This window comes from Mucilaginibacter sp. UYP27 (assembly GCF_040547175.1).
Lineage (GTDB): Bacteria > Bacteroidota > Bacteroidia > Sphingobacteriales > Sphingobacteriaceae > Mucilaginibacter.
In genome coordinates this window covers 283177-307708 of record NZ_JBEPPE010000002.1, presented here as the reverse complement: position 1 = coordinate 307708, position 24532 = coordinate 283177, and the positions used below count along the sequence as shown (strand labels likewise).

Below are 24532 nucleotides of genomic sequence, written 5' to 3'. Positions count from 1 at the left end.
CATTACCATAACAGCCACTTAATATTACCTCAATGTTAACAAGTGCCCTAATAGCGCTGTTATCCAGCTTTTTGCTTATCAGTTAAGTTGTGTTGCTTTAATTCTTCGAGCTGAATCTCGTAGGCGCGCATCCTTGCGTGCAGGATATCTACCTCGGTACGCAGCATCTGAATCTCGGTGATCAGCTTGGCCGAATCGGGTTTGTGGATCATCTTATCCCCGGTACCAAGTATCAGCCACTCGGGCGAGTATTTTAACTGGAAACAAAGCTTGCGGATAAGGTAGTAACTGATGTCTTGTTTTTGGTTGATCACTTTACTGATAAAGCCCTGGTCTACCCCAATGGCGTTGGCCAGTGCAAGTTGCCCTCCATGCTCCTTAACAATAACCTTTATCCGTTTTACAACCGCTTCGTCAGACATGGTACAATGATAAACATTTTTGGGAAATGTGATACATTTTGCATTAAAACCGGAAAACCGGTGTGTTTCCTACTAACTCGATTATATATGTTATTTATCAATCAAGGTACACATGTGCTAACCTACAGGAATGAATATAAAACCCTTGAATATCAATCAAAGCAAACAATTCCATGACATTGGCGTTACAATACAATAAACAACGAAATTTAATTACCTTAAAATAATTAATTATGCGTAAAAAATATCTAACCGCGGTGCTGTTCATTTGCATCGCGTCGGCGTGTACCAAATCGCCGGAAAGCGAGCTCAAAGCGACCCCAGATAATACGGAAAATGCAGCCATCGCCAACAATGACGAACTTTTAGCTACCACAGCAACGGATGAGCAAAACGAAACCGATTTTGCGACCGATAATACATTGCCCAGGGTTGTATTGACAAACCTACCGATAGCCAACCCATAGTTTTAGACGAAGAGGACGATGAAGTAAGCCAGCGCGGGGTATTTGTAAAAGGTACCAAGTGGGCAAAAGGAAAAACATTGAAGATCTACTTTATAAACGGCAGCGAATTTTTGCGCAATAAGGTGATATTCTACGCACGTAAATGGGCCAACCATACCAGCCTGCATTTTGCAGTTACCACAAAAAAGGCAGAATCTAACGTCCGTGTGGGGTTCAAGGTTAATAAAGATCATGGTTCATGGTCGTTACTGGGTACCGATGCCGAAAAGTACAAGGCTTACCAAACCATGAACTTTGGTTGGTTCAACAAAAAAACGGAGGATAGAGAGTTTAACCGCACCATAGTACATGAGTTTGGGCACGCTATTGGCCTGGGCCATGAGCAACTAAGTCCCGTTGCCAACATCCCGTGGGACAAACAGGCTGTTTACCAATACTATATGGGCCCGCCAAACAACTGGACCAAAAAGTATATCGATTTTAATATTTTTAATAAATACAATAAACACAATGTACGCAACACCAAGTTTGATCCCGAATCTATTATGCAATACCCCGTGCCCAAAGAGTTTACTACCGATGGCTCATCCATAGGATATAATTACTACCTGAGCGACAAGGACAAGAAATTTATAGCAAGGGTTTATCCTAATTAATATGAAATAGAAAGGCCGGTTTATCCGGCCTTTTTTATTATAACTATCGACCGCTGCCGCAAGCGTTCAGGTTGTGGCTTTAGGACAAATATTAACCAATTCATCAAGCCATAGGCGCTAATTACAAAATGGATACCTTCCTGCGGCCACAAGTGGGCTTCTTGCGGAAGCGATTGTTTGCATTGCAAAATTTAAACTTAGCATGCGGCCACAAGCGTTCCGCTTGCGGCCGCAATTAGTATTATCAAAACATCAACCCCACGTCACAAAACTGATTTGCACAGTTGCATATTGGCACATCTGCACATTTACCCGTATCTTTGCGGCACTAAATTAAACACCTATGTTAAAAGGATTTTTTAATGTTCCCGAGCCTGTAAACGAGCCTGTATTAAACTACGGCCCGCGCAGTGTGGAACGTGCAGAACTTAAGGCGGCTTTAACAGAAGCCCGTTCAAAACAAGTAGATATCCCCATGTATATTGGCGGTGAGGAAGTCCGTACAGGCAAATTGATGGAACTGCGCCCGCCACATGATCATAAACACCTTTTAGGCACTTTTCACTATGGCGATAAAAGCCACGTTACCGCTGCCATTGATGCCGCCCTTGCCGCCAAGGGGGATTGGGAGAACCTGCCGTGGGAACAACGCGCAGCCATATTTTTAAAAGCCGCCGAACTTTTGGCCGGCCCCTATCGCGCTACCATTAACGCGGCAACCATGCTTGGCCAAAGCAAAAACGCTTACCAGGCCGAAATCGATGCTGCTTGCGAGTTCATCGACTTTTTGCGCTTCAACGTGCAATATATGACGGAGATCTATCAGCAACAACCGCCCGTATCCGGCAAAGGTGTTTGGAACCGTTTGGAGCAACGCCCGTTGGAAGGCTTCGTGTTTGCGCTTACACCGTTTAACTTTACGGCTATAGCGGGTAATTTACCAACTTCTGCCGCCATGATGGGCAACGTTGTGGTTTGGAAGCCTGCCGATACGCAGGTTTATGCCGCTAACGTTATTATGCAGGTGTTAATAGAAGCAGGCCTGCCTGCCGGTGTTATCAACATGATCTATGCCGATGGCCCAGAAGTTGGCGACGTGGTTTTTAACCACCCCGATTTTGCAGGCATCCACTTTACAGGATCTACCAAGGTGTTTCAGCACATCTGGCAAACCATTGGTACCAACATCCATAAATACAAAACCTACCCGCGCATTGTGGGCGAAACCGGCGGTAAAGATTTTGTGCTTGCCCACCCAAGCGCCAATGCCGATTCGGTTGCCGTAGCTTTGTTACGCGGCGCGTTCGAGTACCAGGGTCAAAAATGTTCGGCAGCTTCGCGTGCCTACATCCCGGCAAGCATTTGGCCTGCGGTTAAACAGCATGTGGTACGAGAAATGGCTACCTTTAAAATGGGCCCTACCGAAGATTTCGAGAACTTTATTAATGCGGTTATCAGCGAAGTGTCGTTTGACAAACTGGCTAAATATATTGATGCCGCCAAGGCGGATGATGCTGTTGAAGTAATTGCAGGTGGCACTTACGATAAAAGCCAGGGCTGGTTTATACAGCCTACCGTGCTGCAGGTGCAGGATCCTTACTATGTAACCATGTGCGAGGAATTGTTTGGCCCGGTTTTAACCGTTTACGTTTACGAGGATAAAGAGTGGGACAAGATCCTGGATATCGTCGACAAGACCTCTATCTACGCTTTAACAGGCGCTATCCTGTCGCAAGACCGTTATGCCATTGCCGAGGCTACCACACGTCTGCGCAACGCTGCGGGTAACTTTTACATAAACGACAAACCAACCGGTGCAGTAGTAGGCCAGCAGCCATTTGGCGGCGCCCGGGGATCCGGCACTAACGACAAAGCAGGATCGATGATCAACCTGTTGCGTTGGGTGTCGCCACGTACCATCAAAGAAACTTTCGATTCTCCAAAGGACTACAGATACCCGTTTTTAACGCCTGAGCACTAATACCTCGGTAAAAGATAAAAGCTAAAAGGCGAAAGGTTTTAAGAATCTTTCGCCTTTTTTATTTATATTGATAAATGACCATACCTATATGATAAAAGATACGCTTAAACATTTGATCATCCGCGACCTTGAAAAATTGAAGGAGGAGATAGAAGCTTACCAAAACGAGGAAAAGCTTTGGTATATCGAAAAAGGTATATTAAATTCTGCCGGCAACCTTTGCCTGCACTTGGTTGGTAACCTCAACACTTATATTGGGGCAGAATTTGGCAACAAAAATTATGTAAGGAACCGCCCTGATGAATTTGCGCCACGTGCAAAATTGGTGGATATGATTGAAAAGACCATTATCATGATCGGAAGAACCTTCGATATGATCTCAGAAGACCAATTAAATGAAAAGTACCCTGCGGAGATCTTCTTAGAAAATGCAACTACCCAATACTTTTTTGTTCACCTTGCGATGCACTTAGGCTACCATTTGGGGCAAATAAACTACCATCGCCGGCTACTTGATAATTGAATAATATAATACGTCTTGATTCTTTTTATTTAGCAAATCTAAACACCTCATCCATCTTCGAATTGTTGCTGGTACTTACTTGCATATCGGTAATTACACCGGTAGCAAGGCTGTAAACCCAGCCGTGTACGTTAAGTTCCCGTTCATTTGCCCAGGCGTTTTGCACGATGGATGTTTTGCAAAGGTTACTTACATTTTCTACCACGTTAAGTTCCACCAGGCGGTCGCCGCGCTTGGTTTCATCTTCAATAGCGTCAAGCTCTCTGGCGTGTACGCGGTAAACATCTTTAATGTGGCGCAACCAGTTATCTATCAGCCCAAATTGTTTGTTACTCATTGATGCCAGCACCCCACCACAGCCGTAATGGCCGGTTACTATCACATGTTTTACCTCCAATACATTCACCGCGTAATCTAACACGCTTAGCATATTCATATCCGTGTGGATCACCATATTGGCAATGTTACGGTGTACGAATATCTCGCCCGGATTGGTGTTGGTTATCTGGTTGGCTGGTACACGGCTATCGGCGCAGCCTATCCATAAAACAGGTGGCTTTTGGCCGTTAGCAAGTTTCTCAAAATATTGCGGGTCTTCTTTTAGGGTATCTTCAACAAACTGGCGGTTGCCGTCAAGCAGGCTTTCGTAAGTGATATGGCTGGTATCGTGTATCAATTTTGTAGCGCACATATAGATCTGTTTTTATTTGGATTTTGTAATTTTTGTTTTGGTTGAATATATCAGCTGGAACACCTTATGGAAAAACACAGGTAACATATCATAATATAATATAGTGAGCAATATAACAGGTACAAAGTAAAATACCTTAAACTCGTAAATGTTAAAAAAATAACCGCCTGCCATCCCGCCAAAAATAAAAAAAGTAAGCACAGTTAATCTTACATAAATCTTATTCTTTACCGTTTGGCTTTCTTTGGTTTTGGGGTGCATCCAGTCGGCAAGTTCGCTCCCCAGATCTGTAAATAACCCGGTAAGGTGGGTAGATTTGATCAATCCGCCCGATATGTTTGATACCAGCCCATTTTGCAAACCCATGGCAAATAACAGCGAGCCAATAACAATTTTACGCTCCAGCTCGGTTTCCGGGTAAAACTTATGCCCGTAAACAGCTACAAACAACAGCACAATAATCTCTAAGATGATGGGTGCCGAATGTGCCCTGTACAAACTAATGTGCTTTAAAGACTGTACAATAAAGTTTGATACGAACGAGCCTATCATGAACATCAGCAGCCATATCACAAAGATGATAATGGAGCTAAAATCTTGCTTGAGGATGTTTTTGGCAAGGTTTGCCACGTGCCCGGTAACATTTGATGTAAACGCCAAAAAAGCAAGCAGCCCCACCACATCTGTAATACCCGCCACAAATGCCGACGATGACGCCAGCATCAGGTTTTGATTGAGCGTACGTTTATCCTGCGGTTGCCTTAACATATCGGAGCTTTATGATGCTTAAACATACGCAACAAAATCGTGTTTTGAATATTAATAAAAAACCCGGCCGCAATAGCGACCGGGGTCAATATATGGGTAGATTACAGAGGGCTAATTAATGCGCGGCTACTACCTCAACGTTATCAAACTCGTACACATAACCAAGGCTATGCGGGTGGCTGCTGCTTACACCAAGGTCTTTTATTAACCCGGTGCTGATGTCAACCACCCAACCGTGCACTTCCAGGTCATGGCGCTCCATCCAGGCATTTTGGATGATAGACGTTTTGCAGATATTGTAAACCTGCTCGGTAACGTTAAGCTCAACCAATCGGTTCACCTTAGCTTTATCGTCGGTAATACGGTCAAGCTCGTTGGCGTGTAAGCGGTAAACATCTTTAATATGGCGCAGCCAGTTGTCTATAATGCCAAACTGCTTGTTACTTAACGCTGCCGCCACACCACCACAGCCGTAATGGCCGGCGATGATCACATGTTTTACCTTTAGCACGTTAACGGCATAATCTAACACGCTAAGCATGTTCATATCCGAGTGTACACACACGTTGGCAATATTGCGGTGCACAAACACCTCGCCCGGCTTTGTACCGGTAACCTCGTTGGCAGGTACCCGGCTGTCCGAGCAACCTATCCAAAGCACTTCGGGGCTTTGCCCCAGTGCCAGTTTGGTAAAAAACTCAGGATCTTCGGCAGTGCGTTTAGCAGCCCACTCGCTGTTGTTGGTTTTTAATTTATTGTAGCTGGCACGTTGGGCCAGTTTTATACTATTGGTATCGATTCCGTTTTTTCCGTTTTTATTTTCTGTATTATTCATGGTAGTTTTAAATTATTCTGATTTATAAATAAGGTCTTTTAAAGGCGGCACATCGTACTTGTCCTTTATCTCTTTTAATTGCACAATAATGCCTTTGGTATAAGCATTGTGCTTATAATTATTAATGATCTCTAAAACATCCGGGTCTATATAGCGCGAGTTTGAGCCATCAATAACCACATCGCTGCCCTTTGGTAAGCTGGTAAGGGTTATTTGGATGGCGGCTTTGTTTAAAAACGAAACCTCCTCGGCCAGTTTTATGCGGATGGTATTTTTTTCGCCATTGTTGCCAATAGTGTAGAAATATGGGTTACGCATATTGGTACGCAAAATGTAGAAGATCCCCACCAGCATCCCAATACCAACGCCTATCAGCAAGTCGGTAAACACAACGGCCAAAATAGTGATCACGAAGGGGATAAACTGATCCAGCCCCTTATGCCACATGTGTTTGAAAAGGCCTATCCTTGCCAGCTTATAACCCACGGTTAACAAGATAGCCGCCAAACATGATAGCGGTATTTTGTTTAGCAACGATGGGATGGCCAACAGGCAGATAAGCAGTAAAAAGCCGTGAAAAATGGCGCTCATTTTGGTACGAGCACCCGCGTTTACATTTGCCGACGAGCGTACAATAACGGCCGTCATAGGCAAGCCACCCAAAAGGCCGCTAACTAAATTCCCCGCACCCTGGGCAACCAGTTCGCGGTTGGTAGGCGAGATGCGTTTAATAGGGTCAATTTTATCAACCGCTTCCAGGCTTAGCAGGGTTTCTAAACTTGCTACAATGGCAATGGTAACCGCTGTTATCCATACCGCCTTATTGCTTATGGCACTAAAGTTAGGCGATTTAAACAGGCCAAAGAACTCGCCCGTGCTGTGTACTAAAGGGATCTGTACAAATTGTTTATCTAAAAGCGCAAGGCCCGTACCGGCAAATAGCCAAGCCATTACAGTACCCAAAACCACAACCAGTAAAGGTGCCGGTATCATAGCCAGTTTTTTAACCTTCGGCCAGTAGATCATAATGGCTAAAGAAACCAGCGTGATAATCACCGCGCCATAATTAATCTTGTTTAAGGCGCTGAAGATGCCCGAAAAGGTATTATCCTGGTCGGTTTGGCTAAAGCCCTCGTCACCTTCAAAATCCCTGTCGAAGCCTACAGCGTGTGGGAACTGTTTCATGATCAGGATGATTCCTATAGCGGCCAGCATCCCTTCGATAACTGATGAAGGGAAATAATTGGCAATGGTACCCGCTTTAACTAAACCAAACACGATCTGCATAGCGCCGGCAAGCACTAACGCAAGTAAAAATGCCTCGAACGACCCCAGGTTGGTGATAGAATTTAAAACGATGGTTGTTAAACCGGCAGCCGGCCCGGCCACGCTTAACTGCGAGCCGCTAAGCGTACCAATAACAATACCGCCAATAATACCCGCCAAAATACCCGAGAACAATGGCGCGCCTGATGCCAGGGCTATACCCAAACATAATGGCAGGGCCACTAAAAACACCACTAAGCCCCCGGGGAGGTCCTTTTTTAAATTTTTAGCTAAGAAATACTTTTTCAGGTTGAGGTCGCCGGCGGAAACGCCGCCTTGCTTGATTTGCATAAACAATAATTTTATAATGAAAACTTAAGTAAACAGCACGTTACCCAACACTAAATCAGCGTTGCGTGTAATGCATATCTTGCCCGGCTGTTACAAAAAACAGCGGTACGCGGTTGCTCACCAGATAAGAAGATATCCGGCAAATTGTAGTTAAACGTTGGGTGGTGGGGTAGGTACCGCAGGATGATATACCTGCTGGTAAAGGGAGCGTTCCTGGTTGTGCAGAATGTTGTTTTCGACAACAAGTGGCCTGTACACAACGAGGTGATTTACATTTTCGTCAAAAAACTTTTTGTCTTTAAAGGCATCCTTCTCAGGGTCGTCTTTCTCGTTTTTTGACTCATGCTCTAATTGCATGATCACCGCACGCACGGCCTTATTATCCATACATAAAAAAATAGGCGCAACAGATATAACCATCTTTATTAAAAAGATGCCCATAAATAGTGCTGCCATTGAATTTTTGCAAATTCTGTTTTTCATGCGTCGCAAAGATAACGTTTTTTGGAAACGCAAAGTATCATTGTGCCCTTTAAAGCTAATCTTACAATATAATTACTAATTTTATCGCTTTACCAATAAACCACATCGTGAACAAAAAGCTGGAGATTTTACAAAAAAAGCGCGACCAAGCGCTTGAGGGTGGAGGCGCTGCACGTATTGAAAGTCAGCACAAAAAAGGGAAATTAACGGCCCGCGAAAGGCTGCATTTTTTGCTGGACGATGGTTCATTCCAGGAGATAGGCATGCTGGTATCGCACCGCAGTACGGATTTTGGGATGGAGAAAGAAAAGTACCCCGGCGACGGTGTGGTTACCGGTTACGGCACCGTAAACGGCAGGCTGATCTACGTTTTTTCGCAGGATTTTACCGTTTTTGGTGGCTCCCTGTCTGAAACCCATGCTGAGAAGATCGTTAAGATAATGGACCTTGCCATGAAGAATGGCGCACCTGTTGTTGGCCTGAACGACTCGGGCGGCGCGCGCATCCAGGAAGGCGTAGTATCCCTTGGTGGCTACGCCGATATATTTTACAAAAATACAATGGCAAGCGGCGTTGTTCCGCAGATCTCGGCCATTATGGGGCCATGCGCGGGCGGCGCGGTGTACTCGCCTGCCATTACCGATTTTATTTTGATGGTAGAGCATACCAGCTATATGTTTGTAACCGGCCCCAACGTAGTAAAAACGGTAACGCACGAGGTGGTAACATCCGAAGAGCTGGGTGGCGCCAATACCCACGCTACCAAAAGCGGCGTAACCCATTTCGCCTGCGCTAACGAGATAGACGCCATTAACCATGTAAAAAAACTACTGAGCTACATGCCGCAAAACTGCGAGGACCGTGCCCCTGCCCTGCCTTACGAGATAAAGAATGAGGAACGCCCCGCATTAACCGATATACTGCCCGAGAACGTTTCACAACCCTACGATATCCGCGAGGTTATAGAGCAGGTGATTGACGGCGGATCGTTTCTGGAGGTTCATAAAAATTTTGCCGAGAACATTGTGGTAGGCTTTGCCCGCCTTGCAGGTCGCAGTATTGGTATCGTAGCCAATCAGCCCGCGTTTTTGGCGGGTGTACTGGATATCAATTCATCAACCAAGGGCGCACGCTTCGTGCGTTTTTGCGATAGCTTTAATATCCCGTTATTGGTATTTGAGGACGTACCGGGTTTTTTACCGGGCACCGACCAGGAGTGGAATGCCATTATTACCAACGGTGCTAAACTGCTATACGCCTTTTGCGAGGCCACCGTTCCACGTATTACTGTTATTACCCGCAAAGCCTACGGCGGCGCATACGATGTAATGAATTCTAAACATATTGGTGCCGATATGAATTATGCCTGGCCAAGTGCAGAGATAGCCGTTATGGGTGCCAAAGGCGCTGCCGAAATCATCTTTAAACGCGAGATATCATCTGCCGAAGACCCGGAAGCCAAATGGCGCGAAAAGGAAGAGCAGTATGCAACCATCTTCGCCAACCCATACCGCGCCGCCGAGCGTGGCTTTATTGACGAGGTTATAGCCCCGGCAGAAACCCGTGTAAAGCTGATCCATGCCTTTAAAATGCTGGAGAATAAGGTGGTGAACAACCCCAAGAAGAAGCATGGGAATATACCGTTGTAATTCAGATCTTAGATTTGAAGGAAAACTTGGGGCCTGTGCGATTCTCTCCAAACGGAGGGTGCAAGGAGGGGTTTTCTTTGTTTTAATTTCCTCCCTTGGGCGGGAATTGTAAAAATCATCAAAATAAATCCTTTTACCTCTATGCTTTCCATCGAACAAATAACCCCTCACTTAACCTGGCGGCTGCGCAGGGATGTATTGTATCCCGGCGAGTACATGCACAACATGGAAATGGAAGAGGATAACCTCGGTTATCATTTTGGGGCGTTTGAGGATAATAAGCTGGTTGGCGTGGTGTCCTTGTTTCAAAAGGGTACCGATTGGCAGTTTCGCAAACTGGCTGTAGTGGCAGATGAACAGGGAAAAGGCATCGGCACAGAAATTTTGGCTTATGTAACCGCGTTTGTATCGCGTGAGAACGGGACACGCCTTTGGTGTAATGCAAGGCAATCAGCCACGGGGTTTTACGAGAAGTTAGGTTACACTAAAATCGGCAATGAATTTCAAAAAAATGGAGTCGACTATATTATTATGGCGAAAAGCCTGGCGGTAAAATAAAAAAAGTCAGCTCGCCTTGCGCAAACTGACCTCTTGTGACTTTAACTAATTAACTGATCTTTTATTACGCTGCAAAGATGAGCATATACTATAAAGTGAATGTTAAGTTATAAATAAGGTTTTATTGCTGTTTGCATATATTACTTCATTATCAACAGCTTTATTATATTTGCCACGGCTATCACCCCATAGCATTATATATATAACACATGGCAAAAAAGAAACCTGAGGCCGAACAAAAACCGGCTGTAGTAACTGAAACATCCTTAGCATTTTTCGAAAAATATATTAATAACCCTTCGCCTACCGGCTTTGAATACAAAGGCCAGGAACTTTGGTTAGCGTACCTGAAACCTTACATCGACGACCATTTTGTAGATAATTATGGTACAGCTGTAGGTATAATAAACCCACAGGCCGAGTACAAAGTGGTAATTGAGGCACACGCCGATGAGATCTCGTGGTATGTAAATTATATTACTAACGATGGTTTGATCTACGTTATTCGTAACGGCGGCAGCGATCACCAGATTGCACCCTCTAAACGTGTAGACATCCATACCGATAACGGTATCGTAAAAGCGGTATTCGGCTGGCCGGCTATCCACACCCGTTTAGGCGGCGAAAAGGAAGAAGCCCCAACACTTAAAAACATCTTCCTTGACTGTGGTTGCACCAGTAAGGACGAAGTTGAGGCCCTTGGCATTCATGTGGGTTGTGTAATTACTTACGAAGATGAATTTATGGTGCTCAACAACCGCTACTACGTTGGCCGGGCTTTAGATAACCGCGCAGGTGGTTTCATGATTGCCGAGGTTGCACGTTTGCTGAAAGAAAATAACATTACGTTACCATTTGGTTTATATATTGTGAACGCCGTGCAGGAAGAAATTGGCCTGCGTGGTGCCGAAATGATAGCGCACCGCATTAAACCGAATGTTGCCATTGTTACCGATGTTACACATGATACCGGTACGCCAATGATCAACAAAATTACCCAGGGCGACCTTGCCTGTGGTAAAGGCCCGGTTATTTCATACGCCCCGGCGGTACAAAACAACCTGAACAAATTACTGATAGAATCGGCACAAAAAGCGGGCATCCCGTTTCAGCGCCAGGCATCAAGCCGCTCTACCGGTACGGATACTGACGCGTTTGCCTACTCTAACGATGGCGTACCATCGGCACTGATATCGTTACCGCTGCGTTATATGCACACCACTGTGGAGATGATCCATAAAGAGGATGTGGACAATGTGATCCGCTTGATATATGAATGCTTGCTGAACATAACCAACGGACAAGATTTTAGATACATTAAATAATTTAAAACATTTATACCCAATAAACATTGTGTATAACACAAACACCTACACCCTACTGTAAGAAAGCATGAAACCAACACTATTAATTTTGGCCGCAGGTATGGCCAGCCGCTACGGCAGCATGAAACAAGTTGACGGTTTTGGCCCTAACGGCGAAACCATCATCGACTATTCTATCTACGACGCTATTAAAGCAGGCTTTGGAAAAGTGAGCTTCATTATCCGCGAGGAATTTGCGGAACCGTTTAAAGCCATATTTGAGCCTAAATTAGCAGGACGGATCGAAATTGATTACGTTTTCCAAAACTTTGACCTGGAGCCATTTGGTATCAGCGAAAAAATTGAACGAGCTAAACCATGGGGTACTGCCCACGCTGTTTTAGCTGCACGTAACCAGGTAAACGAACCTTTTTGTGTGATAAATGCTGATGATTATTACGGTTACGATGCCTTCGAAAAAATGGCTAAGTTTTTAACTACCGAAGTTGCCGACGACAAATACGCTATCATTGGTTACCAGATAGACAAAACTTTATCTGAAAATGGTACCGTATCTCGTGGTGTTTGCGCGGTTGACGATTACGGCAACATGACCGAAGTTACCGAGCGTACCGAGGTTTATTTTAAAGAAGATGGCAGCGTAGCATATAAAGATGCTACCGGCGAGCACCCTTTAGCAAACGACACCCGCGTATCTATGAACTTCTGGGGCTTTACCCCGGCTGTTTTTGGACAAAGCGAAGAACTGTTTAAAAAGTTTGTTGAGGCTAACAAAGAAAACCCTAAATCAGAATTTTTTATCCCATTGGTGGCTGATGATCTGATCAAAAGCGGCACGGCATCATTCAAGGTTATCCCAACCGCTACTAAATGGTTTGGTGTGACTTATAAAGAAGATAAGCCCATCGTTCAAAATTCGATATCAGAACTGGTTAACAACGGCACATACCCAACTAATCTTTGGAGCTAAGCTAAACCGCTAATTTTAAAAGGTCCTGCCATGAAAATGGCGGGATTTTTTTGTTACTCACCCTCGCGCCTTTATGTAACTTTCTTATTACATAGCATATTCATGGATATTTAAATTTTCTACCTAAGTAAATAGTTAAGGCGCTTATCTATATTTATATCCTTAACTATTAACATGAAACTAAAACTATCACTCCTGCTGGTACTTGCGGTCGTTTATGCTACCGGGACATCGGCACAAACCGCCAACATCTGGAAAACCGCCACAGCCGGTGGTTACACTTACAAATATGTAAGCGGCGACCCAACCAACTCGCGCTTTTACACACTTAAGAACGGCCTAACCGTAATACTTAGCCCCACCAACAAGCAACCACGCATCCAGGCATACATTGCCGTAAAAGCGGGTAGCAAAACAGACCCGGCCGACCACACCGGCCTTGCCCACTATCTGGAGCACATGATGTTTAAGGGTACCGATAAATTTGGTTCGCTAAACTGGGCAAAAGAAAAACCTTTATTAGACCAGATAGACGAACTTTACGAGCAATACAACTCTACCAAAGACGAGGCTAAGCGTAAAGAGATCTACAAACAGATAGACAAAACATCGGGCGAAGCGGCAAAATTTGCCATTGCCAACGAGTACGATAAAATGATGGCAGCCATGGGCGGCCAAAACAGTAATGCCTTTACTTCGTTCGAGCAAACGGTTTATACCGAGGATATTCCAAGCTCGTCTATAGATAAGTTCCTGGCTATGCAGGGCGAGCGTTTCCGGGCGCCGGTATTGCGCATCTTTCATACCGAACTGGAGGCTGTTTACGAAGAGAAAAACCGCGGATTGGATAGCGACCCAAGCAAAGTGCAGGAAGCAATGTTCGAGGCATTGTTTCCGAACAATAACTATGGTAAACAAACCACCATTGGCACTATCGATCATCTGAAGAACCCGTCGTTAAAGGCCATCCGCAAGTATTATTACAATTACTATGTGCCAAATAACATGGGGGTTATTTTATCGGGAGATTTTAACCCCGATGTGATGATAAAAAAGGTGGCGCAACACTTTGGCTATATGAAAACCAAGGCTACCCCAGCATACACCTTCGCGCCGGAGGTGCCAATTGGTGCCCCTATCCAGCGTGATGTGTACGGCCCTAACCCCGAGAACCTGACCATTGCATACCGTTTCCCTGGCGCAAGCACACGCGACGCACGTTTGTTGAGCCTGATGGGTTCGTTATTAACCAACGGCAAAGCAGGCCTGTTTGACCTTGACCTTATCAAGAAACAAAAACTGCTTAGCGCATTTGCGTCGGCAAATACTTTGAAGGATTACAGCGTTCTTGTGTTACGTGGTACACCGGTTAAAGGGCAGTCGTTAGATGATGTAAAGGCTTTAATGCTGGGCGAAATTGACAAATTGCGTAAAGGTGAGTTTTCTGACGACTTGATCCAGTCTATCGTAAACAATTACAAAAAAGGCAAAATAGAGCAGGACGAAAGCTATAACCAACGCGCCAGCAACCTGATGGACGATTTTACGTCGGGTGTAGATTGGCGTACGGATGTAGCGTCGATAGCCGAACTATCTAAAGTGACTAAAGCACAGATAGTGGCTTTTGCCAACAAGTATTTAAAGGACAATAACTTCGTGCTCGTTTACAAACATCAAGGCGCCGATAAAAACATCAACAAGGTTGATAAACCAACCATCACACCTGTTGAGGTGAACGCTGGTGAGCAATCGGCTTATGTGAAAATGATCAACGCTATGCCGGCCAACCCGGTGCAACCTGTTTGGCTGGACTTTAACAAAGATATACAGCGTGCAAAAGCAGGCCCGGTTGATGTACTCTCGGTACAAAATAAAACCAATGCCATTTTCCGCCTGTACTACCGCTACGATATGGGCAGTTGGAACAACAAAATGCTGCCAATTGCCGCGCAGTACCTGCAATTCCTGGGCACGGATAAACAATCTGCCGAGGATATCAGCAAAGCATTCTACAAATTAGCATCAAGCTTTAATTTCAGCGCCGGTACCGAAAACTCTACGATAAGTATAAATGGATTACAGGAAAATTTTGGTGCATCGGTTACCTTGTTTGAAAACCTGTTGGCAAATTGCAAGGCAGATGATAAAGCGCTTGCCGGCTTAAAGGCCCGCCTTAAAAGATCGAGGGAAAACCTTAAACTGAACAAAGGCGCTATTATGCAAGGTTTGGTAAGTTACGCCCAATATGGCGCGCAAAACCCGTTCATCAATGTACTTAGCGACGAGGAAATTGAAAACCTTAAAGCCGAAGACCTGGTAGCCCTGCTACATGGTTTGGTAAATTACAAGCACACCATATTATACTACGGGCCGCAAACAGCGGTACAGGCGGGTGCTACTTTAGCCAAATTGCATAAAACACCTGCCTCCTTTATGGCCTACCCTGCCATGAAAAAATTTACGCGTGTAAAGGCTGATAAAAACACCGTGCTGTTCGGCAACTTTGATATGGTACAGGCCGAGATACAATGGGTGCGCAACGAGGACGCTTATAATGTAGATAAGGCACCATCTATAGAGTTATTTAACAATTATTTTGGTTCGGGCATCAGTTCCATCGTATTCCAGAATATCCGCGAATCGAAAGCGCTGGCCTACTCAACTTACGCGTTTTATGTGGAGTCGCAGAAGAAAGAAGATGATAATACATTTGTAGGTTATGTGGGCACACAGTCAGACAAGATGAATGAAGCCATCATCGCCATGAACGAATTGCTAACCAAAATGCCCGAATCGGCAGAGGGGTTTAAATCTGCTAAAGAGAATATCCGCAAATCGATAGAAACAGAGCGCATTACCCAGGATGGTATCATTTTCAGCTACCTGGCGGCACAACGTAAAGGTCTGAATTATGATGCCCGTAAAACAACTTTCGAAAAAGTGAACGGTATCAGTTTTGCAGATCTTAATACATTCCACGATAACGAATTAAAAAGCAAACCATACACTTACTGTATAGTAGCATCAGACAAACGCGTTACCGATGAAGATCTAAAAAAATACGGCGAATTAACAAAGCCGGATATGAAGCAAATCTTCGGTTATTAATTACCAATAGAAAAAGGGGGTTGGGATTGTTTTCTCAACCCCCCGTTTTTAACTGTAAAGATTTTTTTATAATATTATTTTAAACCTTATAAATTTTACATTATCTTAATATCGAATTAAGATGCGTTTACGTAATCATCTTACCCGACCAATTATAATGAACAAACCGGCTATGTCATAAAAAGGGGCTTTTTAGCTTTGCCCAACCTAAAAACTTAAAAAGTTATTTATTCAATTAACGTTTACTGAGTCTGGGGGAGTATATTAATAACACTAAGCAAACCATTTCCTAACATTTAACGTAAGTACAACAACTACCAGAATACCAGAAACAAATTTGAGCCATCCAGCTAAATCCCCCAGCACACATTGCCCTAAATGCGGCAATTTATTTCATCACCAGTTACACAGAAGCTGGGTGGTAAAAACTTTTCTATTTTTTATTCCATTAAAAAAATATTTTTGCGCTAACTGTAAGACAGCAAGATATATAGTTAAAAAAGCAGATTAAATTCGCTTAACATTCTTTTTGGTATAAGTATTGCTCTGTAAGTAGTACAAACGATACTTAGAAGATACACAATGAGAAGGATATTAGCTGTCGACGACGATCACGATATACTGGAAGTACTACAATTTATACTGGAAGATTCGGGCTATAAAGTAGACACACTTTCTGACGGACACAACTTAATGGCTACTATACAGGAAAAACATCCCGATCTTATTCTGCTTGACATAATGCTTGGCAATATGGACGGACGCGAACTTTGTAAAGATGTTAAGAGGCAGCTAAGCACCCACAACATCCCGGTTATTATGATATCTGCAAGCCATAACGTTGGTACTACATTAAATCACGAAAACGGCCCCAATGATTTTGTAGCCAAACCATTTGATATCAATGTATTGCTTAACTCCATTAAAAAACAATTAGCAATGTCTGCAGCAGCTTAAGATGCTTTGCGTTTAATCCCAAGTTTAAGTAATTCGTTCTCTACTTTATCATTCCACAAGCTTTGCTTGTAATTATCTATACCGTGTGCTGTTTCGGTATCATACTGTTTTTGCAGTTTGTTCATTTCTCTTAAGGCATCAAGATACTCCATACTGATAATAGCGTCATAAGTATCTGGCGTAGGCTTTTCGGCAATTATTCGCTGCTTATAGTGTTCGGCAACCAACCTGGCAATGTCAAAATGCCTTTGCTCGTGGTTCAAGCTGGTCGCGGTTTTTGATGAAGGGTTTACCCAGCAAGCACTTTTAGGCGCGTAAACCTTCATGGCAAAAGTCATCAACACCGTTCCTTTCTCTATTTTTGAGTGTTCTTCATACCCCAAACCTGCAAATATCTCTGCACCATGCCGGCTGTTACTGGCTGCTTTACCACGAAAATCCTCCCATTTAAGCGGCCGGCTTACACTATAATATATCGTATCCCCCTCGGAAAATTCGTTATAATCAGTAAATGTAATTTTAAAAGTTTTAGCGAGCTTGATATTGCCATCAGCCTGGGCATCCATCCAGGTGTTTAAATAAGTAAGGCAATTGCTTAAGGCACTCCGTATCAAAGGTTCTATTTGCTGCGCAGGGCCTGCTTTATGCTGGTACGTTGTTGTGGTATTATAATCAACCAAGTGCACCGGGTCCTCCCCTTTTCGCAGGTAAAACGATACCGACAATTTCAACTGTCCTTTAACAGCGCCTGTTCCTGAAGGCATTTCGGTCACTTTCAAATTGTTTAACTTCACAATTACGGCGCGCAGGGTTTTATTAACCGGCAGGCTGTATGCTACAAAGTTTTTAATAGCCGCAATGCCTCCTTTTAAGTCTATTTTATAAGCGGCCTCAGGCTCGCCTGCAACATTTGTAACCGGTTGCAACTTGCCAATAATGGTGTTATCCACACGGCCATCTTCAACCGCGGCTACATAAAATTCTTTAGGGGTGATTTTAAGCGCCTGGTTTTGCAGGATTATATAAGAGGTGGTTTGGGCGCTGGTCTTAAACGATGCAAAACACCATATTAAACCCCAAAGCCATAATAACCGGCAGTACTTTTTTAACATCTTATCAATCAAACGCTACGGGTGCCTAAATATTTTTCTACACAGTTATCATTCTTATATCACCGCAATAGGGTCTATTAGCACATCTATTTAAAGTTTTCCACAGCTATACCACGGTCGTATTTAGTGCCGTTTAAAAAAAAGGCTTATCCACATTTGTTAATTACTAATGTGGATTGCATTTTTGCGTTTAGCTAATTTAGCACCCATCATTATTGCGCTTTATGATCAAACTTAGATACATCACCTTTATTGCACCGGTGCTTTTGGCCCTGCCAACACTGGCGCAGCAAAACCCATCTTTCCACACAAACCGCATTTATCAGAATGCGAACAACCTGCTGGCAATGGGTAAATACGCTGCCGCTGCCGAGCAATATCGCCTGGTTGAACAAACAAGATTAAAAACCGGCCAGCAATCAAAATTCGAGTCGGAGTTATCCCTGCTGAAAGAAAACTCGCAATATTACGAAGCCCTTTGCGCGCTTGAGTTGGATAACGATGATGCAGAAAGCATGTTTGCACGTTTTATTAAAGAACACCCCGAAAATCCTTTAGCTAAGCTTGCGTATTTCCAGGTCGGTAAATCGTACTTTAAAAAGGGTAAGTATGCCGAGGCCTTGGTTTGGTTCAATAAAGTTGACGCTGTGGACCTGAACGGCGCGCAAAATACCGAGTACAAATTCCGCAAGGGCTACGCCTACTTTGTAACCAACGATTATAAGAACGCGCAACTGCTATTTGGCGAGGTGAAGAACAAACGCTCGCCTTTTACCGATGATGCTACCTACTACTTCGCCTACATAGCTTATCTGAATAAAGACTATCACCTGGCGTTGTTAAACTTCGAGAAGCTTAAAAATTCTAAGAAGTACGAAAACAGCTACCCGTATTATATTACTGCCGTTTACTTTTTAGATAAACGCTATGATGATGTTATAAACTACGCTATCCCTATCATCAATAGCACCAAGCAGCAAAACGAAACCGAAATGCTGCGTATTATTGGTGCATCATACTTTGCAAAGGGAAACTATGATAAGGCGGTTGAATATTACAGCCGCTTTGAAGACCAGGACCAGGGCCGCACCCAAAACACGCAGGACAGCTACCAGATAGGTTATGCTTATTACAAAGTAGGCAACTATGGCAAGGCAGCTACCGTGTTAGAAAAACTGGTAGCCCAAAACGATAACTACAGCCAAAGCGGCAGCTACACGCTTGGCGATGTGTTCCTGAAAATGAACAACAAGGAAAGCGCCCGTAACGCTTTCCGTACCGCCTCAAAACTAACTTATGATAAGCAATTACAGGAAGATGCCTTGTACCAATATGCTAAACTATCGTACGAACTCGATTTTAACAACGAGGCACTAATAGCAACCCGTGCATACCTGAAAAATTACCCGCGATCTACCCGTAACGATGAGGTGAAGATACTTTTGGGCGAGGCGTTGCTCAACTCAAAAAACTATAAGGAAGCGGTAGAGATATTGGAACCTATCCCCAATAAATCCCAAAGCGCGCAGATAGCTTACCAAAAAGTAACCTATTACCGTGGGTTGGAGTTTTATAATGAACGTGCTTTTGAAAACGCGATAGGTATTTTCCTTCGCTCGCTAAAAAACCCGGTTGATACCAAGGTACAGGCCCTAACGCTTTACTGGATGGCCGAATCTATGTACGAGGTAAGGAAATATACCGAGTCGGTAGAAAATTTTGAGGCGTTTTTGGCGATGCCGGAAGCTAAACAAACGGATGTAGCCAACTTTGCCAATTATGCTCTTGCCTATGCCGCATTTTACGATGAGCAATACAAAAAAGCCGCTACTTACTTCGAGAAGTTTTTGCGTGGCGATGTTAAAGACCAGGCAACCGAGAACGATGCTATAAGCCGTTTAGGCGATAGTTACTTTGCCATGAAGAGCTACGGCAGCGCCTTAGAAAATTACGACCGTATTATTGCCCGCCACAGCCAGGGGCAGGAATATGCCTTGTTTCAGCGCGGCATAATCCAGGGGTTACAAAACAACCCCGATGCTAAGATCAGCACGTTGAACAGTTTATTAAGCCAGTTCCCAAATTCGGATTACGCGGATGATGCTTCTTTCGAGATTGCTTACGCCTACTTCCTGAAAAATGATGGCGACCGTGCAAAAGCCGACCTGAACGCTATGATCGCTAAATACCCGCGCAGTAGTTATATACCGCGCGCTTACACCACTATCGGTTTAATTGATTACAATGCCGGCAGGGATGACGAAGCTACCAACGCGTTCAAAAAGGTAGTGTCAGACTATTCATCGTCTGATGAAGCCAAACAGGCTTTGAAACAGGTTGAAAAGATTTATACCGATAAGGGCGATGCGTCGTCGTTCCTAAACTACGCCAATTCTACCGCTATTGGCAACTACACCACATCTGAACAGGAAGGCATTTTGTACACCGCCGCAAACAACCTTTACCTAAAAGGCGAATGGCAGGGAACCGTTAATGCAGTAGGCGCTTACTTTGATAAATTCCCAACCAAGCAGATCTACGAAAAACAATCACGCTTTATTCGTGCGCAAAGTTTAGTTAACCTCAACAAGGGCGACGAAGCCGTGCTTGACTACAATGTAATATTAAACGACTGGACAAGCGCTTACAGCGAGAAATCGCTTATCAGCATGGCTAAGTTGTACATGGCCCAAAAGAAATACAACGATGCCATTGTATTCCTGAAAAGGTTGGAAACCAACTCGGAATACAAAGCCGATTACAGTTTCGCAGTGAACAACCTGCTGTTAAGTTACTCGCAGATAAACATGCCCGACGATGTATTGAAGTACGCTAAACTGGTGCGTGATAACGAAAAATCATCACAGGAAGATAAATTTAAAACAGGCCTTTACGCAGGTAAAGCTTACCTGCAACGTGGCGATACCAGCGCGGCAATAAAAGAACTAACGTACACCGTTACCAACACAAAAACCATCGCGGCAGCAGAAGCCAAATATAACATTGCCAATGTAGAATATTTGCAAGGCAAGTACAAGGCATCGCAAAAAACCTGTTTCGACTTGGTGAAGGATCTGCCTAATTACGATTACTGGGTGGCAAAAACGTACATCCTGTTAGCTGATGATTACCTTGGCTTGAAAGATACTTACCAGGCGAAAGCAACCCTGCAAAGCATCATAGACAACTACAAAGGCAACGATGATATTTTGGATATAGCCCGCCAGAAAATGAACGTGCTGGAGCCGCAAAAAGCGAAACAAGAAACCATTAAACCTGTAGAAACTGCCCCGGCAGAGAATAAACCTACAGAAGCAGCCCCGGCAGAAACAACGCCGGCAACTACAGAACCAACCAAACAGGAAAACAAAGAACAATAGAACAAGACAAGCAATGACTAAAAGACACACCATAACACTGCTTACCTTTTTAACGGTATTCTTCTTTGTTCCTGCCATGGCGCAAACAAAGAAACCCGCGAATAAGAAACAACCTGCAAAAACTACAACTAAGCCCGCCGCGAAAGCTAAAGCACCGGCTAAAAGCACTACGGTGAAAAACGCAGGCGCGAAGAACCTTGGCGATGCAGCATCTAAAGTAGCGGTGGCAGATACCACCAAAAAAGCCGGGCAAAACAACCCGGCCAACAGCAGCCTTGCCGAGGAGATTGTAGTTACTACATCTTACAAACCGGTATTGGCAGAGGCGGTAAAAATTCGCCGCAATCCCGATCTGGAAGATAAAACGCCATATAAGGCACCCTTAGCCTATGTCCCGTTAGACAAAAAACTGGCACAGGATAACAATATCCGCCAGTTGGATGCCATGAAAAGGCCGCATGAGCAAGATTCGGTACAAACCAATAACTATGCAAAGGTTGGTATCGGCAATATGAAAACTACTTTTGGCGAAGCTTACTTTGGTAATGGTAAAGACCAGGCACTGCAAGTTGGCGGTTATCTGAAACACTTTGCGCAATCGGGCTCATCGCTTGATAAGCAAAACGACAGCCGCCAGGAAATAGGCGTATTTGGTAAAAGCATTGGTGCCGAAAACACGCTTACCGGCCGTATCAATTACAAACGCCATCAAACGTATTTCTACGGTATAGATCAGGATAACCCACCTGTGGATTTTACGCCCGGCAAACAGGTATTTAATACCATTGGTGCCGAAGGAGAGATAGCCAAGAACTTCAAAGACGAAGAGAACGCTTTTACCTACGCGGCTAAGTTTAAAGGCTACATATTTAACAATGCCTATAGCGCAAAAGAAAGCAACGTTGTAATCAGCGGTTTTTTAAATAAAACCATTAAACAGTTTTACGCGGGTTTAAGCGCATCGTTAGACCTTGGCACACAAAAAGATGTACTGTACTCGCAAAGCAATAGCATAATAAGGGCAAACCCTTACATTAAGTTCCAGGGTGAGAATTATAAGATAGACGCGGGCGTTAACATCGCCAAAGAGTTTGGTTTTTCAGACCGTTTCTTCATTTTCCCGGCTGCCAAGCTGGAGTTTCAGGTAGTGCCGAAATACGTACGGCTATTTGCAGAAGCAAAAGGTGATGTAAACCGCGCATCTATCAAAGAATTAACGGATGTTAACCCATTTTTGGGCGAGAATATCAACCTGGTAAACTCGGTTGATAAACTGGACATTACCGTAGGTTTAAAAGGTACGCTTGCACCGGGCCTTGGCTTTAAGGCGGCCATCTACCGCAACAGTATCAAAAACCTGCCGCTATTTGTAAATAATTTTGCCACAACGTTTAACAAATACCAGGTTATATATGACAACGGCGATGCACGCGTAAGCGGCTTTAACGGCGAGCTTGACTTTAAAGCAAGCGAAGACGTGAACGTTTATGGCCGCGTAGAGTTTAAAGATTATAAAATGGCGAGCGAAGCCCAACCATGGAACCTGCCTAAATTTATATTAACCGCAGGTACAAGCATCCACATAAATGATAAGGTTGATATAAACGGATCGCTAATGTTCCGTGGTAGCACTCAAGACCCATTATTGGTAACGGGAAGCACACCGGCGGCACCGCAATACACAACGATAAACTCGTTTGCCGATCTGAGCGGTGGCGCTACGTACAAAATAAACAAACAGCTATCCGTGTTTGTTCAGGCCAACAATATCTTGAACGCAAGCAGCAAAACATGGGTTTACTATCCAAATTACGGGTTTAATATATTCGGTGGCATAGGCTACGCGTTTTAAGCTTTTTGATGTTTTATAATTATCCGTACTTTTAGCGAATGGATGTAGGCAATTTTATAAGCGACTTGCTGGCTCAACATGGTGATGTAAGTGTGCCGGGCCTGGGCTATTTTGCACATACCCGCATCAATGGCTATTATAACGAACAGGAGGGGAAAATGTACCCGCCTACTTACAGCGTGCAATTTGATCCGCAGCCGGTGCAAGACGAAACGTTGGCGCAATACATGGCCGATAGAAAGAACATCTCGCTGGCATCATCAAAATATTTTACCGAAAAATACATCAACAACATAAAATTGCAGGCGCAGGCTGAAGAAGTTGCATTGGCAAACCTTGGCTGGTTTTATACCGAAGGCGATCAGCTTTACTTCCGCCCAGGTAACGGTATAAGTCCCGACCCGGAGTTTTTTGGGTACGAACCGATAAGCCTTTATAAATTAGGGACAGAACCTATACCAACAGCACCCGTTTATTCTACCCCTGCGTCTGTCGCCACTGAGGAGAATTCTTTTGCTACCCCGCCGGTTGCAGTGCCTAATTCTGAAGAGCTGGCAGCAGATGACTACCGCTACGAAACTGATGAAGAACACGAAGCTTACCTGATTGACCTGACAAGAAGAAAACGCCGAAACACAACTATTACATTTGTTGTTTTAGCTATAGCTCTTACAGCGGGCGCAATCTATTTAGTTAACCGTTACGATCCAACTATATTTAACCTGGAAGCAGCTAAACCTAATAAAATACCAGAAGTTATACGTTCCAAAGCAGAGACGCTTACGCCGGTTGATACCGCTAAAAAGGTTGTAAAAGAAGATAGTACATCTACCGCTGTAATACCATCTTTAACAGATACTATTACCAAAAGCGCACCAATTACAAATACTAAAATTACAGGGCCACGTTATGAGATACTGGCCGCGGCGTTTAAAACCAGAGCAAAGGCAAACACAGAAATTGCCAGGTACGAAAAGATGGGCTTCGAAGCGCACATTGCAGAAGGTGTACCCGGCAAAAAGCACAAGATATCGTTGGGTACCTACAGGACAAAAGCGGAGGCCAACGCTGCTATGGATAAAATTTTGAACACCGGTAAAATAAAATCGAAAGACGTTTACATACAACCAATCGGCCTAAAATAAATAGCCGACGTGCTACATTTTTATATTAAGAAT

The 24532-nt window shown here is 44.1% G+C and carries 20 protein-coding genes; 13 read left to right on the top strand and 7 right to left on the bottom strand.

Going from position 1 to position 24532, the window contains the following annotated elements:
- Positions 1-59: 59 nt before the first annotated feature.
- Positions 60-422: a helix-turn-helix domain-containing protein gene (locus tag ABIB39_RS09215; RefSeq protein WP_354429268.1), complete on the bottom strand. Its 363-nt coding sequence runs from the start codon at positions 420-422 to the stop codon at positions 60-62.
- Between the two features lie 233 nt (positions 423-655).
- On the opposite strand from ABIB39_RS09215, the gene ABIB39_RS09210 reads away from it, so the two are divergent.
- The 4 genes from ABIB39_RS09210 (at position 656) to ABIB39_RS09195 (ending at position 4049) form a co-directional block, all read left to right on the top strand.
- The gene (locus ABIB39_RS09210; protein WP_354429266.1) at positions 656-889 is read left to right on the top strand and encodes a hypothetical protein; all 234 of its coding nucleotides are present in this window, start codon (positions 656-658) and stop codon (positions 887-889) included.
- Positions 844-1545: a M12 family metallopeptidase gene (locus ABIB39_RS09205; protein ID WP_502916201.1), complete on the top strand. Its 702-nt coding sequence runs from the start codon at positions 844-846 to the stop codon at positions 1543-1545. Before ABIB39_RS09210 ends, ABIB39_RS09205 begins: the two co-directional genes overlap by 46 nt.
- A gap of 343 nt (positions 1546-1888) precedes the next feature.
- The gene (gene pruA, locus ABIB39_RS09200; RefSeq protein ID WP_354429262.1) at positions 1889-3526 is read left to right on the top strand and encodes an L-glutamate gamma-semialdehyde dehydrogenase; all 1638 of its coding nucleotides are present in this window, start codon (positions 1889-1891) and stop codon (positions 3524-3526) included.
- An 88-nt stretch (positions 3527-3614) separates the two neighbouring features.
- Positions 3615-4049 (top strand): DinB family protein, encoded by a 435-nt coding sequence (locus ABIB39_RS09195; protein WP_354429261.1) that lies wholly within the window; start codon positions 3615-3617, stop codon positions 4047-4049.
- A 25-nt stretch (positions 4050-4074) separates the two neighbouring features.
- On the opposite strand, the gene can is transcribed toward ABIB39_RS09195, so the two are convergent.
- From can to ABIB39_RS09170, 5 genes are all read right to left on the bottom strand, one after another.
- Positions 4075-4740 (bottom strand): carbonate dehydratase, encoded by a 666-nt coding sequence (can, locus tag ABIB39_RS09190; protein ID WP_354429259.1) that lies wholly within the window; start codon positions 4738-4740, stop codon positions 4075-4077.
- A gap of 12 nt (positions 4741-4752) precedes the next feature.
- The gene (locus tag ABIB39_RS09185) at positions 4753-5508 is read right to left on the bottom strand and encodes a YoaK family protein (RefSeq protein WP_354429258.1); all 756 of its coding nucleotides are present in this window, start codon (positions 5506-5508) and stop codon (positions 4753-4755) included.
- Between the two features lie 115 nt (positions 5509-5623).
- Positions 5624-6343, bottom strand: coding sequence for a carbonic anhydrase (locus ABIB39_RS09180; RefSeq protein ID WP_354429256.1), 720 nt, complete (start codon positions 6341-6343; stop codon positions 5624-5626).
- Between the two features lie 12 nt (positions 6344-6355).
- Positions 6356-7960 (bottom strand): SulP family inorganic anion transporter, encoded by a 1605-nt coding sequence (locus tag ABIB39_RS09175; RefSeq protein WP_354429255.1) that lies wholly within the window; start codon positions 7958-7960, stop codon positions 6356-6358.
- A 150-nt stretch (positions 7961-8110) separates the two neighbouring features.
- The gene (locus ABIB39_RS09170) at positions 8111-8443 is read right to left on the bottom strand and encodes a hypothetical protein (protein WP_354429253.1); all 333 of its coding nucleotides are present in this window, start codon (positions 8441-8443) and stop codon (positions 8111-8113) included.
- A 107-nt stretch (positions 8444-8550) separates the two neighbouring features.
- On the opposite strand from ABIB39_RS09170, the gene ABIB39_RS09165 reads away from it, so the two are divergent.
- The 6 genes from ABIB39_RS09165 (at position 8551) to ABIB39_RS09140 (ending at position 17010) form a co-directional block, all read left to right on the top strand.
- A complete protein-coding gene (locus tag ABIB39_RS09165; RefSeq protein ID WP_354429251.1) occupies positions 8551-10092 on the top strand; it encodes an acyl-CoA carboxylase subunit beta in 1542 nt (513 codons plus the stop codon).
- 141 nt (positions 10093-10233) lie between these two features.
- Positions 10234-10650, top strand: coding sequence for a GNAT family N-acetyltransferase (locus ABIB39_RS09160; RefSeq protein WP_354429250.1), 417 nt, complete (start codon positions 10234-10236; stop codon positions 10648-10650).
- A gap of 209 nt (positions 10651-10859) precedes the next feature.
- Complete coding sequence (locus tag ABIB39_RS09155; RefSeq protein WP_354429248.1) at positions 10860-11975, top strand: M42 family metallopeptidase; 1116 nt, start codon at positions 10860-10862, stop codon at positions 11973-11975.
- 67 nt (positions 11976-12042) lie between these two features.
- Complete coding sequence (locus ABIB39_RS09150) at positions 12043-12945, top strand: nucleotidyltransferase family protein (protein WP_354429246.1); 903 nt, start codon at positions 12043-12045, stop codon at positions 12943-12945.
- A gap of 174 nt (positions 12946-13119) precedes the next feature.
- Positions 13120-16053: a M16 family metallopeptidase gene (locus ABIB39_RS09145; protein WP_354429244.1), complete on the top strand. Its 2934-nt coding sequence runs from the start codon at positions 13120-13122 to the stop codon at positions 16051-16053.
- A 582-nt stretch (positions 16054-16635) separates the two neighbouring features.
- Entirely contained in the window at positions 16636-17010 is a 375-nt protein-coding gene (locus ABIB39_RS09140) for a response regulator (protein ID WP_354429242.1), read from the top strand.
- On the opposite strand, the gene ABIB39_RS09135 is transcribed toward ABIB39_RS09140, so the two are convergent.
- A complete protein-coding gene (locus tag ABIB39_RS09135; protein ID WP_354429240.1) occupies positions 17007-18122 on the bottom strand; it encodes a DUF922 domain-containing protein in 1116 nt (371 codons plus the stop codon). The genes ABIB39_RS09140 and ABIB39_RS09135 overlap by 4 nt on opposite strands.
- A gap of 224 nt (positions 18123-18346) precedes the next feature.
- On the opposite strand from ABIB39_RS09135, the gene ABIB39_RS09130 reads away from it, so the two are divergent.
- From ABIB39_RS09130 to ABIB39_RS09120, 3 genes are read left to right on the top strand one after another with little or no spacing between them, the layout of a single operon-like run.
- Positions 18347-21502: a tetratricopeptide repeat protein gene (locus tag ABIB39_RS09130; RefSeq protein WP_354429238.1), complete on the top strand. Its 3156-nt coding sequence runs from the start codon at positions 18347-18349 to the stop codon at positions 21500-21502.
- 13 nt (positions 21503-21515) lie between these two features.
- Positions 21516-23354, top strand: coding sequence for a porin family protein (locus ABIB39_RS09125; protein WP_354429236.1), 1839 nt, complete (start codon positions 21516-21518; stop codon positions 23352-23354).
- 38 nt (positions 23355-23392) lie between these two features.
- Complete coding sequence (locus ABIB39_RS09120) at positions 23393-24499, top strand: HU domain-containing protein (RefSeq protein WP_354429234.1); 1107 nt, start codon at positions 23393-23395, stop codon at positions 24497-24499.
- Positions 24500-24532: the final 33 nt, after the last annotated feature.

Bases quoted from the DNA above. Each gene is read 5' to 3' on its own strand.
- ABIB39_RS09215 (WP_354429268.1), bottom strand. From the start codon at position 422: ATGTCTGACGAAGCGGTTGTAAAACGGATAAAGGTTATTGTTAAGGAG.
- ABIB39_RS09210 (WP_354429266.1), top strand. From the start codon at position 656: ATGCGTAAAAAATATCTAACCGCGGTGCTGTTCATTTGCATCGCGTCG.
- pruA (WP_354429262.1), top strand. From the start codon at position 1,889: ATGTTAAAAGGATTTTTTAATGTTCCCGAGCCTGTAAACGAGCCTGTA.
- ABIB39_RS09195 (WP_354429261.1), top strand. From the start codon at position 3,615: ATGATAAAAGATACGCTTAAACATTTGATCATCCGCGACCTTGAAAAA.
- can (WP_354429259.1), bottom strand. From the start codon at position 4,740: ATGTGCGCTACAAAATTGATACACGATACCAGCCATATCACTTACGAA.
- ABIB39_RS09185 (WP_354429258.1), bottom strand. From the start codon at position 5,508: ATGTTAAGGCAACCGCAGGATAAACGTACGCTCAATCAAAACCTGATG.
- ABIB39_RS09180 (WP_354429256.1), bottom strand. From the start codon at position 6,343: ATGAATAATACAGAAAATAAAAACGGAAAAAACGGAATCGATACCAAT.
- ABIB39_RS09175 (WP_354429255.1), bottom strand. From the start codon at position 7,960: ATGCAAATCAAGCAAGGCGGCGTTTCCGCCGGCGACCTCAACCTGAAA.
- ABIB39_RS09170 (WP_354429253.1), bottom strand. From the start codon at position 8,443: ATGAAAAACAGAATTTGCAAAAATTCAATGGCAGCACTATTTATGGGC.
- ABIB39_RS09160 (WP_354429250.1), top strand. From the start codon at position 10,234: ATGCTTTCCATCGAACAAATAACCCCTCACTTAACCTGGCGGCTGCGC.
- ABIB39_RS09155 (WP_354429248.1), top strand. From the start codon at position 10,860: ATGGCAAAAAAGAAACCTGAGGCCGAACAAAAACCGGCTGTAGTAACT.
- ABIB39_RS09150 (WP_354429246.1), top strand. From the start codon at position 12,043: ATGAAACCAACACTATTAATTTTGGCCGCAGGTATGGCCAGCCGCTAC.
- ABIB39_RS09145 (WP_354429244.1), top strand. From the start codon at position 13,120: ATGAAACTAAAACTATCACTCCTGCTGGTACTTGCGGTCGTTTATGCT.
- ABIB39_RS09140 (WP_354429242.1), top strand. From the start codon at position 16,636: ATGAGAAGGATATTAGCTGTCGACGACGATCACGATATACTGGAAGTA.
- ABIB39_RS09135 (WP_354429240.1), bottom strand. From the start codon at position 18,122: ATGTTAAAAAAGTACTGCCGGTTATTATGGCTTTGGGGTTTAATATGG.
- ABIB39_RS09130 (WP_354429238.1), top strand. From the start codon at position 18,347: ATGATCAAACTTAGATACATCACCTTTATTGCACCGGTGCTTTTGGCC.
- ABIB39_RS09125 (WP_354429236.1), top strand. From the start codon at position 21,516: ATGACTAAAAGACACACCATAACACTGCTTACCTTTTTAACGGTATTC.
- ABIB39_RS09120 (WP_354429234.1), top strand. From the start codon at position 23,393: ATGGATGTAGGCAATTTTATAAGCGACTTGCTGGCTCAACATGGTGAT.